11 protein-coding genes and 1 pseudogene are annotated in these 12,798 nt (G+C 42.6%); 2 read left to right on the top strand and 10 right to left on the bottom strand.

The features are described from left to right. The 7 genes from ACYTXL_RS25155 to ACYTXL_RS25125 form a co-directional block, all read right to left on the bottom strand. Positions 1-861 (bottom strand): F0F1 ATP synthase subunit B family protein, encoded by an 861-nt coding sequence (locus tag ACYTXL_RS25155; protein ID WP_461927079.1) that lies wholly within the window; start codon positions 859-861, stop codon positions 1-3. Between the two features lie 4 nt (positions 862-865). Next, positions 866-1,174 (bottom strand): F0F1 ATP synthase subunit C, encoded by a 309-nt coding sequence (locus ACYTXL_RS25150; protein ID WP_461927078.1) that lies wholly within the window; start codon positions 1,172-1,174, stop codon positions 866-868. Beyond that, complete coding sequence (locus ACYTXL_RS25145) at positions 1,161-1,844, bottom strand: F0F1 ATP synthase subunit A (RefSeq protein ID WP_461927077.1); 684 nt, start codon at positions 1,842-1,844, stop codon at positions 1,161-1,163. Before ACYTXL_RS25145 ends, ACYTXL_RS25150 begins: the two co-directional genes overlap by 14 nt. After that, entirely contained in the window at positions 1,834-2,139 is a 306-nt protein-coding gene (locus ACYTXL_RS25140; RefSeq protein ID WP_461927076.1) for an N-ATPase subunit AtpR, read from the bottom strand. Before ACYTXL_RS25140 ends, ACYTXL_RS25145 begins: the two co-directional genes overlap by 11 nt. Before the next feature lie 504 nt (positions 2,140-2,643). Beyond that, positions 2,644-3,927, bottom strand: coding sequence for an FAD-dependent oxidoreductase (locus ACYTXL_RS25135; RefSeq protein WP_461927075.1), 1,284 nt, complete (start codon positions 3,925-3,927; stop codon positions 2,644-2,646). A gap of 186 nt (positions 3,928-4,113) precedes the next feature. Beyond that, complete coding sequence (locus ACYTXL_RS25130) at positions 4,114-5,652, bottom strand: phytoene desaturase family protein (RefSeq protein WP_461927074.1); 1,539 nt, start codon at positions 5,650-5,652, stop codon at positions 4,114-4,116. Positions 5,653-5,709: 57 nt separating this feature from the next. Beyond that, positions 5,710-5,931, bottom strand: coding sequence for a hypothetical protein (locus ACYTXL_RS25125; RefSeq protein ID WP_461927073.1), 222 nt, complete (start codon positions 5,929-5,931; stop codon positions 5,710-5,712). A 134-nt stretch (positions 5,932-6,065) separates the two neighbouring features. Here ACYTXL_RS25125 and ACYTXL_RS25120 point away from each other — a divergent pair, with 134 nt between their 5' ends. Next, positions 6,066-6,197, top strand: a complete 132-nt coding sequence (locus tag ACYTXL_RS25120) for a hypothetical protein (RefSeq protein ID WP_461927072.1) — start codon at positions 6,066-6,068, stop codon at positions 6,195-6,197. 441 nt (positions 6,198-6,638) lie between these two features. Here the strand turns inward: ACYTXL_RS25120 and glgX are convergent, their stop codons facing one another. Next, positions 6,639-8,804 (bottom strand): glycogen debranching protein GlgX, encoded by a 2,166-nt coding sequence (gene glgX / locus ACYTXL_RS25115; RefSeq protein ID WP_461927071.1) that lies wholly within the window; start codon positions 8,802-8,804, stop codon positions 6,639-6,641. 8 nt (positions 8,805-8,812) lie between these two features. On the opposite strand from glgX, the pseudogene ACYTXL_RS25110 reads away from it, so the two are divergent. Further along, positions 8,813-8,923 (top strand): annotated as a pseudogene (locus tag ACYTXL_RS25110) (hypothetical protein); the annotation flags it as partial. Between the two features lie 78 nt (positions 8,924-9,001). Here the strand turns inward: ACYTXL_RS25110 and ACYTXL_RS25105 are convergent. Then, positions 9,002-10,315, bottom strand: coding sequence for a hypothetical protein (locus tag ACYTXL_RS25105; protein ID WP_461927070.1), 1,314 nt, complete (start codon positions 10,313-10,315; stop codon positions 9,002-9,004). A gap of 315 nt (positions 10,316-10,630) precedes the next feature. Then, positions 10,631-12,325, bottom strand: a complete 1,695-nt coding sequence (locus tag ACYTXL_RS25100) for an alpha/beta hydrolase (protein ID WP_461927069.1) — start codon at positions 12,323-12,325, stop codon at positions 10,631-10,633. Positions 12,326-12,798: the final 473 nt, after the last annotated feature.

Genomic DNA, 12,798 nt, shown 5'->3' with positions numbered 1-12,798 from the left:
TCATGCGTCCTCTGAGTTCTGATTTGTTCCCGCTTCTTCTGCAAAAACCGTAACCAAATTTTCGGTGATGCTATCTAAGTAAGTATCCATACTCCACGCTAGTTTGTAGCCTGTGCCGCGCAGTTCGATCCCACAAATCAGACTAGATTCAATTTCATAAGTCGGTTCGATTTTGCCTGCAATTTCATAACTCGATTCGATTTTGCCTGAACCCACCGCCTTAAAGTAGTCTTGCAAAACCGTAGCGATCGCTGTACAAATATCCGTCGGTAGGGTGAACGTACTAACCAACGTCAACGGAATGCTATCTTTTGTCGAAGCTGTTAAAGTCGTCACCAATTCAGCCCGCTCTGGCTCAGTGAGATCGCGCAACTTCTGCAAAAACACCCTAGCAATCTGCGTTTCTAGTTCTGACTCTGCCAAGTCTGTCAATATCCGCCGCACAGTTGCCTGTAATTCCTGCATGGTGCGTAGGCGAAGCCCGCCTTTGGCATCGCCCACCTCGCGCAAAAAAGCATCTTTTTGGCGTTGCAAACTGGTTTGCCATTGCGATCGCTCTGTCGCCACTGATTCCTGCATTTCTTTCAACAAGCGTTGGCGGGTTTGCTCCACTTCTAATTTTACTTGAGTGAGCAATTCTGTCTTTTCGTCGGTGAATTTCTGCTGCATTTCCTCATAATGCTTAACCTCCTGTTCAGCTTCTTCTTTTTGTTGAGATGCCGACGATAAGCGATCGCGGATCGTTTTCTCGCGGCGTGCCATTGCCTTGGTAATCGGTTTATATAGGAAGCGTTGCAGCACAAATATCAACACAAAAAAGTTGAGGATTTGCGCGAAGAAGGTAAACCAGTTAATCTCCACTTGATCAGCCTCCTGCTTTGGCGAGCGCACCGACTACATAGTTCCAAAATGGATTGGCAAATAGCAAAATTAGCGCGATTACAAAGCAATAAATGGCGATGGATTCAATAAATGCTAATCCGACAAATAAGGTGCGGGTAATTGTATTTGCTTCATCGGGTTGTTGGGCGATGGAACTAAGTGCCTGGGCAACGGTTTTACCTTCGCCGAGGGCTGGGGCGATGGAGCCGATGGCCATCGTCAGACCCGCCGTTAAGATTGACACGGGGCCAATAATTCCCAGTAAAAGTGATAGCGATTCATTTTGAGCCATTGTCTTCGTTACTCGTAGAACCAATATAAACAACTGCTAAAATTGCAAAAATATATGCCTGAATTAAGCCTGTCAACAAGCCTAAAGCCTGCATAATGGCTGGAAAGAAGAATGGCGCAATCGAGATTAAAATCGCCGCAATCATCCCGTCACTCATCACATTCCCAAACAAACGCACTGCTAAAGCTAAAGTCCGTGAGAGTTCGCTAATTATATAAAAGGGAAATAGGATAGGAGTCGGTTCTAGGTAATGGTGCAGATATTTCCAGATTCCTTGCTGACGGATACCAAAAACGGGGACGGCAAAGAATACACAGATAGCGAGGGCGGCAGTGGTGGATAGTGAAGCAGTGGGCGGGTCATAGCCAGGAACGATCGCTAATAGATTGGAGGTGGCAATAAAAACAAATAGGGTGCCGACAAAGGGCAAATAGCGATCGGGATTTTGTCCACTGGTTTGCTGAATTTGATCGCGTAAGTTGACAACTAAGACTTCCAGCAGATTTTGCCAGTGGGATAGCTGCGTATCAGTGGAGAGTTTGCGCGTTACCAACCAAGCACCGATGCCCAACAGTAGCATGATCATCCATGTAAAGACCAAAGTGGCATTGATCGACACAAATCTCCACTGCCAAAACACGATCTCATCTGGACTAAGACTAATGTGCATTGAGTCTCCTTGTCCATTTCGGCTGCAACTTTTCAATGGTGCGATTGCGTACCCAAATGAACGCGCCTAAGCAAACGAGCAGATGCCAAAGTACTGACTCTTGAGCGATCGCTAGCACTAAAGCAAATACTGTAATTGCGATCGCTAGCCGTCCAAAAAAGCTGCCTAACGTTAATAGAATTGGGTTTTGGGCTGTAGGTAATTTCTGCACCGTCATCCACAAGCCACGAAAGTAGAGATTTCCCAGCAAAACTCCTAACACTAAAGTAATAGGTAAAAACCAGAGGCTGTTCATCTTAAATCTCCTAAGAGGCTTTTTCAGACTCTAATATTGGAATGTATTTGGTAATGAGTATTGGTTACTGAAAGAAACGTTTTTTAAACACAAAATAAACATTAACCAATGACCACCGCCTCAATCATCCAGGTAATAAGCTCCCAGTGTGAGAGTAACTGGATCACTGGGCTAACTATTTATTTGGGTAACTCGTTTTAGCCATCTTGCGATCGCCATTAATTAGTCTGACACATTTCTCTTAGAACTCATGTTTAACCAAGCGTTTGATTAGCGTATAAATTGTATTGTTTGTACTAAAAACTTTCAAATCGTTACGCTCAGGTAAAATGTTCGTCATGTTAGCTTATAAGCTATATTTACTAATAAAATCGGCTTGATTCTAAATTCTCACTTAAGGGACAGTAGTCAGAGCAATCAAGTGCTTGTTCAATTAAATATAAAACCTTACTCTGCCTCCGGCTTCCCTCTCCGAACTCACGGAGAGGGATTGAGGGTGAGGTTTTATCTTATATTTAATTGCGCCTTCCTACTTAATGATTTATGATTTGTAATATCAATCGAGCTTTGGCTTAACCCAATCAGTTGAGCGACTCGAAAGGCAGAAGTGATCGCTCCTTCATGCAAGCCATCACCAAGGTAGGCTCCCGCATGGTAAGTGTTGTTCTCGCCATTAGTGGCAACTACTTCATCTCGATATTGAAAAGATTCAGTGGTATACAACGGAGTGTGATGTTTTTGAATGTGAATAATGCGATCGCTAGCAATTAACTCCTCTAGTTGGAACGATAGAAAATAATTTGGTGGCGATGAGATGTCACAAATCTGATTCAGGCAACTGTTATAACCCCATCGGCTTTTTGCCTGAAAAAAATCAAATTCTGAGGGTTGTTTAATGCCATAGCGGTTGTATATGGAACTATCTGTATGAAGTAAGGTGGTGGCATAATTGGCTTTCCAAGCAGAAAACCGTTTGATTTCGGCATCTGTTGGATCTGCTAACAGCGCCATCACTTGGTCGGGTGGCGTAGCAAACACGACTTTATCAAACTCCTGAATTTCACCTGTCCTTCGCACAATTTTCACAGCATCCAAACTTCTGGAAATCTGGTCAATATCTGCATTCAGCAAAACCTCACCCTGGAATCGCGCCAGGATTTTTTCAATGTAAGAATACACACCGCCTTTAACCCTGAGCCACTGGACTGCGACATCGTTGCGTAAAACAGGCATTGCCAATTCTGCCGGAAAATCATCAATTAGTTCCAACGGCATTGAATAGCTATACATGACTAGCAATTTTAGCCAAGTATTGCCAGTAAAGGCGCGTTTCAAGTATTGCGACAAAGGCTGATTGTAAAAATCTTGCACGAGAGCAAATTGTATTCTTAACCATAATCCAGCAGAACGGGCATAGAGGGTATCGAGGCGTAAATATTCAATCAGGCGGTGGATACCTGTGAAGTTCTTCTGGATTGTGACTCCCGATAGAAAGTGGCTGCCATTTTTGAACAACATCGCTGAACCCATCTTGACGGGTTCTAGTTCCACCCCTAGTTCTTCCATAAGGGCGATGAAGTTGTGAAACACAGTCGGAAATTCGAGTACTCCATTTTCCAAAATTTCCTGACAATCGGCTTGATTCGGCTGAACGTTCTTGTTCAGTGTCCGAATATGTCCACCTAAAGTAGGTAGCCGTTCAAACACAGTGACATGATGCCCTTGTTTATCGAGTAGGTAAGCTGTCACCATGCCACTAGCTCCCCCCCCAACGATCGCGATTCTCATGATTGACCTCTCAATTAAAATAATTCGTAATTAACTTTTGTAGCGGGGTCTAAATCCCTGTTGCAAAACTTGCTGCTTGTTAGTTGCTATGAAACTTGAACCCTCAGAGTTGGTTAATGAAATAGATAAAGTGCGTCACCGTTAGCGAGTTCGCGAGCGTCATAGCCCGTTGTAGACATCGCCTGTTTAGCTGTTGCTTAAAATCACGTCACCTGATAACCGTTGATACAGCAGTGCGCCTGTCCAAAATGTCGCAGCAAAGCCCGGATAGCCAGATGAGGCATTGCAGAAATAGAAATGCTTGAGTGAGGTTTCGTGATTCAGTCGCCCCATACCCATATTGTGCGGTGTCAAACTGGAGCCGTAGGAATTCCCATTGGGACACCAGCAAAAACGCTCATTGGTAGTAGGGCTACCCGTGATATGGAAGACCATGTGTTTTCTAAAATTCGGTACATAGTGTTTTTCCACAACATCAAGGATGGAGTCTAAAATTTCTTGCTTTTTCTGGTTGTAAGCTTTGCGGTCGCCCTCCCGTAATTCCTGGAAGTAGTTGTAATTAGCAACGGTAAGGAATTCCACAATCTGGCAGTCTTCTGGGCAATCCCGACTCGCTTTAGTCAATAAAGTAGGCGTTGTGATGGCAAAACTAGGATTAGAAAAGTCATTGCGATCGTACATCTGCGCGAAGGCTTCATTTAGATCGTGATGCCCTGTATGAAAGAGATTCCACTTGCCAAATCCATATTCTCGGAGGTCGATATCTTTGACGACGCAATAAGCCATGTAGTTAGATGCCGAATATTCATAGTTGAGTTTTCGACGTACACTTTTAGAAAACTGCGATTCCCCGATCATCTTGGCGGCTTTTTTGGGGTCAATATTGCAAATTACGGTGTCGCTTGTAAATTCATGGGTTTGATGGCTGGTCAGATCCATCGCCTGAACTCCCGTAACTGTTTTGTCTGTGACTCTAAAATTCGTAATTTCATGGTTGAGCAATACCTGTCCCCCATGTGATTCGATGACATTAACCAACGAATTAATCACATGTTCAAAATGCTGGGTTGGGTAAAATGCGCCTGCTTGATAGCCTCGGAACAATATAACCCAAGCATAAAAGGAGAGTTGATTTGGAGGCAACAAAAAATCAGGCCATTGCAGGGCTAATAGAGTTTGAGCGGCTTGAGGTAGCTGAAACTTGTCAAATACATCCTGAAGTGTGCTGTTGAGATACTGGATGGTAGAGAATACCTCATTTGGATGTTTTAGCAGTTCAATTGGCTTGATCGGTGGAGAGAGTCTTTTCAAGCCTACACGAGTCTTTTCCACTTCGTTGACGAATTTATAAATGCGATCGCCATGAGCAGGAAACAGATTAGACAATCGCTGGATTAGTTCCTCTGGCTCCGAGGGAATATCCAACCTATGCCCTGGCATTCGCATATGATCAAAGCCTTCCGAGTCATAACGTTCAAAAGTTACTTCTCGCTCTAATCCTAATTTTTTGAGTACCTGATTGACAGTTTGCCCTTCCCCGCAGTCCCAAACATAGTGAAATTGAGCGTTAAACGTATACTTTTTAGCCATCGTAAACGTATGCCCAAAGCCTCCAGGATGCTCATGGGCTTCGAGAATTTGCACAGTCTTGCCAGAGTTCGCCATCAAAGCGCCAAAGACTAATGCTGATAAACCACTACCGACAATCAGGTAGTCCGGTTTCATAAGAGAGTTCCTCGAATAATAAACATCTGAGTTCTGTCCCGTTGGTGAAGCCAAAACTTACTTAAACGCTTTGACTAAAGCCTTAAACTCGACTTGCAGTGACTTGTCATGAGGCGAGATAGGTGGGATTTGGCGATCAATACTTAGGAATTCATAGACTGCCATCTGAGCAGCAAGTCGCTTCGCAGTCACCTCACCTAAACCACTGCTAGCTTCTAGCTTTGTCTTCACCTCCTCAAGTTTCAATTTAATCTCAGCTTGGGTTTCTTTTGCTATCAATTGAATAGTTACAAAAGTTGCTCAATATAACCTCTACCTTTTGAATGTTTTATTAGAACTTATACAACTCACACACAATTTCAACCCTTACTAAACCCGAATTTATCATCCAGGAAAAAAATCATTAAAATCAAGTGAAGAAGGCAGAAGGTAGTCAGGATGGGCCAACATTGTCATTTAAGAGATTAGACAACCAAGCTTACTACCTTCTGGAAGCAAACCAAGCTGAATATAGTAATTACAGTGGTTGCGGTAACGTTATCTAATTAGGTGGGAACCAGGCAATATATACTTCTACTACAGCCAATTTATATGTTGTAAATATTTTTTAAATGGAATTACACCATACGGGAGATAAACGCTCAAAAGTTATTAAATAAAGGTTAAAAATAAAATATCTTAGTAAAACTTGTACAACTTATACACCAATCAAACGCTCGGTTAAACATGATTTCTAACATGAGAGTGTCATACTAATCTTTATCAACAAATTGACAAAGTTTAGTGAAATATATGCTTAATAAAGTTTTATTAACGAGTCCTCGCAAATTGAGTATATCTACAACAATCAGTCAATCGATGATGAGTAAGCATTTTTGCCCTAACTGTTCAGACGTTTTACTCCGTCATGTGCGTTTGGGAAAACTTTACTGGCGCTGTAGTTACTGCTATCAGGAAATGCCCGTTTAGAAAACGGGAGTGGTACGCTAACGTGCCATCAGCACGACAACTGATCGCCCCCCAGCAAGATATTCTTGAGATGCAATTAAGGGCGCAGTTTTCAAATCGGAGAAATCTTGAGGAGATGGCAAAGCAGTATCTACAATTTGATGCCAGCCTTCTCCACTACCCAAAAGTGGTAGTTCAAATGTCAACGGCTGCCAATAAGCATTGAGGATAATATATAGATGCTCGTTAAATTTGGGGTGACGGAGCGTGAATGCCAGACTACGAGAATCATTCCCCCAATCAGGCTGCTCTAGTTTCGTGCCATGCCAGATGATGTTTGGCCGATGAGAGCCATGAGTAACACTGAGAAGTTTTTTTTGCCGAAAGATTCTTAAGGATTGGATAAACTGAATTAGTCCTCGGACAAATCGCAATAAATCCTTGTGTTTTTCGATACTGCTCCAGTCAAACCAACTCAGTTCATTATCTTGGCAGTAACCATTGTTATTCCCCCTTTGCGATCGCCTAATTTCATCTCCCATAAGCAACATCGGCGTTCCTTGGGAACATAAAAGGATGGTGAAGAAGTTTTTGATTTGTCGCAAGCGCAGTATTTCGATTTCTGCATCGTCCGTAACTCCCTCTACACCACAATTCCAACTATTGTTGTCGTTTGTGCCGTCACTGTTATTTTCCCCATTGGCTTCGTTGTACTTGTAGTTGTAAGAAACTAAATCATTTAAGGTGAAACCATCGTGACAGGTAATAAAGTTAATACTATGATTTGGTTCGTAGTCTGGTCGCAAGTAGATATCTGGGCTAGCCATGACACGAGCAGCTAATCGACTCACTATACCGCGATCGCTTTTCACAAAACAGCGCACATCATCGCGGTAGGGGCCATTCCATTCAGCAAAGCGTAGGCTTCCTCCGACAAACTTTCCTACTTGGTATAGTCCAGACCCATCCCAGGCTTCAGCAATTACCTTTGTTCCCGCCAAAACTGGGTCTGTTTCGATCGCCCAGAGAACAGGTGGATCGGCAAAAGGCTCACCTAATTTGCTCCGAGATAAGACAGATGCTAAATCAAAACGGAACCCGTCTACGTGCATTTCTGTTACCCAGTAGTATAAACTATCTAAAATCATCCGTGTAACCATCGGATGATTCGCTTTCAAAGTATTACCGCAACCACTGTAATTACTATATTCAGCTTGGTTTGGTTCCAGAAGGTAGTAAGCTTGGTTGTCTAATCCCTTAAATGACAATGTTGGCCCATTGTGATTACCTTCAGCCGTGTGATTAAAGACAACATCTAAAATTACCTCAATCCCGGCGCGGTGAAGGGCTTTGACCAGATCACGAAATTCATTTATGGGATCTAAGCGATCGCTACGGGAACTATAATGGCTGTGAGGTGCAAAGAAGCTGATCGTACTGTAGCCCCAGTAGTTGTTGTGACTAGGACGTGCATCATTAGGATCAAACTGATGAATTGGTAGCAATTCAACTGCGGTTATTCCTAATTCCTGCAAATAAGGAATTTTCTCAATGAGTCCTGCATACTTACCGCGTTTTTCGGGAGACACACCAGAAGATGGATGACGAGTAAAACCATCTATGTGCAGTTCATAAATGACTGTTGTCGCATAAGGAGTCCGTAGGGGAAGATCCCCCTCCCAGTCGTAGGTTTTGGGATCATCTGCTACCACAGCCCGTAGCGCTTGGGCGCAATTATCCTTACCAAAACAGCTAGCAGCTTCACGACTATAATTATCCCAACCTACTACTGCTCGCGCATAGGGATCAAGTAATACCTTACTGCTATCAAACCTTAGTCCTTGATCTGGTGCATAAAGTCCATCCGCCCGATAAGCATAAACCTGCCCAGCAGCAATATTTGATACCAAGATATGCCAATAGTAGAAGGTTTTATTATGCTTTTTGTGTAGCTGAATTACACGGCTGGGTTGGGGTGAATTCGGCTCATCAAAGAGCAATAATTCCAGTCCAGTGCAGCTTTTAGAGAATACCGAAAAATTGACACCATTAGGGGTAAATGTAGCGCCAATTGGAAAAGGTTGACCTGGTAAAATATCAGGAAGCATTTTGGTAATAATGGACACAAAAATCATTGGTTTACACCGTGCCAGTGTCACAACTTCCTGCACTTCATGAACAAGATTTGCGGGCTGGTCTGACAACAGTAGTGATGGTAGTGCGTTCGATTCAGCATTGGAATCAGACTACCCTGGAGGTGCAATTTTACATTACTAGTCTTGCCAGTGATGCTAACAAAATTGGTAGTGCAATTCGACAGCACTGGGGTATTGAAAATTCTGTTCATTGGACATTAGATGTCACTTTCAATAAAGAATCAAATGGGTTCTATAAACACCCCCTAAGTATTCATTCGTTCATAAATAGCAGAACCGGCAGCCGAGAATTGCGTGAAATAGGTAGAGATCCAAAATTTGATGACAGAATCGATCATCACCGGAACTGTGGCAATGAATGTATGGATGACCACTTTGCTTTCGGGTAATCCAAAGTGCTGCCCTATGCCTTCTAGCAGCACTTCCCAACCCTCAGCCGAGTGAAAGCCCACAAACATATCTGTTATCAGGATAAAAATAAATACTTTGACTGGATCGCTCAAGCTCAGGAAGGTGCGATTAGAAAAATTGCGAATGTTAGCCAACTTGTTGCGATTGAAGTAGACGATGCCAGCAAACACAACGATCGCTACCCCATCTGCTATCAAGTTCTTCAGTCCATTTAGAGTTTGTTTGCGGGATTCGCGCCAGAGTTCAGTGACTTTCTCCTGAACTAGCTCTCGCCGTTCTGTTACTGACAACTCTGGAACAAGTCCCAGCAACTCTTGAACTTCTAGCTCATCTTTAAATGCGTTAAATTCGGCTCCATACTTTTCCTTAATTTCGTGACTTAATTCAATTTTCGTCGGATTTTTTTCGCTGTAACTTCCCAGCAGAGGATCAAAAACCAAGTTTTTAGTCAGAATTTGGATCAACACTGGCACTAGCAACAGAATCAGGAGCCAACGAATCGCCAGTTTGTCCAGCTTACGTCGCAGCCGGATTTCTTGAACTACCTGCTGCTCATACTTGGGATCGAGTTCTCTGCCGAGGGAAAATCCTCCTTGAAAAAATCCCCTTCGATTTCGCTTTAATGGATTATTTTGGTTGGTAATTCTTGCAGCATCAATGTTTGCTGATTTGCTGGGTTCCTGAGCAACATTTAAAGCTGTAGGAATCGGAACGCTGTTCTTTAAATCAAGCGCCAAGTGTTTTAATTCCTCTTCCGGCTCTCGATATTTACTGATAACGACATCAATAAAATTCAACTTCGACGATACAACTGCATCGCTATCTACAATCGGTTCATTCGTGAGCGATTCTGGTTGAGCTAAATCAATCTCTGGGTCATGCAGCTGGCGATTTAACAAAAAACTGTTGAGGCGAAACTGCACTAAGTTGCTTCGGACAATGAACAGTTGGCGATCGCGTAAACTCTGCACGTACTCCACCAGGGTTTTGGCTTGATTGGGTGCATAGGTAATCTTGGCACCATTAAAATATTTGTCTTCCAGCGCTTTAATATTCTGCGCCGCTTTATAAGATGCTTCTAGAACCTGAAGCTGCCTACGATTCAACCATTGATTCCATTGATTAAGATTGAGTGGATTGAAATTCATCTGTTTAGGTTGAAATTCTATCTAGTACAACAAGGCAAAATTAAAAATTAAATAAGTCGGAAGGACGCTCTCTACGAGACGCTAAAAGCGTAGCTTGCAACTCTTACAGAGTACGCGGACTCGCTTTGCGTGACGCTAACGGAAGTACAGTTTTGTAACGGGGATTTAGCCCAAAGTCAGAGCGGAGGTTTCTTCCGCTCTGAACTTTGTAAGAGAGAACAAGACTTACATACTTGCTTATTTTTTGAACCGGGGGACTTAAACCCACCGAATTTGGTAAAAAGTAAAAAGAAAGAATACTTAATTATTTAATTCTCATTTTTTACGAATTAATTCTTGGGGAAATCCTGGTGGTAGCGACTTGACGAAATAGACCTTAACTGGTTCATCCCGATTTGAGTTTTTCATATAAGATATACTCAGAAAAGGACGATATTCAGTCTGGTGAGCAAGATATACTTTCATGAAAGCTGTACTAAAAGCCTGAAAATGAATGCGTCCCAATTCTGGGTCACGTCCAGAGAAAGCAGAGAAACGATTAGAAGATGGTAAAACTACGCTACTCACACCAGCAATCAAATCAGTATGAGTTCCTTTGTCACCAATACCCAAATACTTTTCTTTGGTAGTCAACCAGGAAAATGCTTGTATTTGTTCCAACAAGACGGGAGTAAACGTGTCTGAGGCTCCACCAGCAATGACTACGGGAATTTCGATTCGGCTCAGACCTGCTTGCCCAAGAAGACTACTCGTGACTGGATTGAGAGCAATCACAGCTTTGACTCGGCGATCGCGTAAATCTAGGTTGCTTAAGTTTTGTTGTATCTGTTCATAATCAGGAGAATTTTTTCCCAGTGCTAAAGCACGACACTGCAACAACAACGAAACATTGACCGAATCAGATTCAGATTTACAATCTTTGTGCAACTGATTAATATTGATGCGTGCGCCAGCTAAAACTAAGCCTGTGTAACCACCAAAAGATTGTCCAATCACACCGACTTGTTGAACGTTAATTTTTCCTTGTAGCCAGGGATCAGATGTTGAACGCTGCTCTAATTGATTAAGCACAAAAGTTACGTCTAAAGGTCGGTCAATCAAATCTGTGTCTGCAAATACTTGTTGGCTTTTCCCTGTGAGTAGTGCTTCCATTTGCAGAGAATCACTACCAGGATGGTCAGGAACAACAACTGCAAATCCATAGGATGCTAAATTTTCTGCCAGGTAAGCAAAGCTATCGCGATCAGAACCTAGTCCATGAGAAATGACTACAACTGGTGCAGGTGTTTGACTTTGAGGTAAATAGATATCGGTTTGAATGACTCTAGTTTCAATGCTTCCAGTCAGAGATTTACGATTAGTATCCACAAACGCGATCGCTCTCTTCTGCCAAGAAAACGGCCCTGACTTGTTGTATAACTCCGGTAATTTTGAGATATTTACAGGTGGTTCAGTCGATGCTTCTGTAGTAGACTGTTGATCAATTACAGAGAGAGCTTGATTTGTCTCCTTTTTCAGAGTGGAGAGTTGACTCATCAGTGCCAAAAGATTTTCAGTGTTAATCCGAATATTCTGTGAAGGGAAGTAGCGCATCGTATTCAGTAGTGTTAATCCCCCTGGATCAGCCGCAGCTAAAATCAACGCTGCACGAATTGCATAAAAACCGTTTTGTCCTGAATCTGTTTGAATCAATTCACCCGCAGACTTTAACATCGATTCTCCAATTTCTGAATAAAGAAATTGAGAGACTGCTACGGGACTTAATTTTTGTTTTTCAGTCAAAACCTGACGCAGTTGAGCAACATCCTCTGGTTTGAGGTGCTTTGTATATGATGCTAGTTGACTGCTAATTTTACCTTTTTGAGCATAAGTTTTTAAATCAGTAAGAGGAAGAGAAAATTCTAAAAGACTGTAAGAAAATTTTATTTGTTCAGCACCGAGAGCTGGCATCATTCCCATACTCAACAGCCCGATAGTGGTACCGACCCAAGAACGAATTTTAAGTTTCATAGCATCGTGTAAATGAGTAATTTGACCCTGCCAATTTTAGATTTTGGATTTTGGATTAAAAAAGTTTTTTGATACATGCCCCGCCCCGCTTCAATTTTAGATTTTGGATTAGACGATAGCGCAGCGTCTTCTCTTCTTAGGCTGCCGCCAACGAGTCCGCGTACTCCTGCGGAGAACCAAGCTAGCAAGAGCGTCTCTTAGAGAGCGTACTTGTATAGAAATGTGGAAGTCAAGCTTGAGAGCGATCGCATCCTAATCGCTTTCAAGAAACAAACTAGTAGTCTGTCAAGCTTAAATTGATGGGTAGTGCGAGCATCTTGCTCGCGTCGTGAGCGAGACGCTCACACTACCAACCCGTCAAAATGAATTTGACAGAATACTAGTAGTTCATGTCATTAGTTTTGATGGGTTGGATAGATTCGTGAAAGTTTAATTCTCGCATCATCTATACGAAAGCGCCAATTAACACAAAC

Source organism: Nostoc sp. (assembly GCF_054880495.1).
This window is presented reverse-complemented; position numbering and strand designations above follow the sequence as displayed.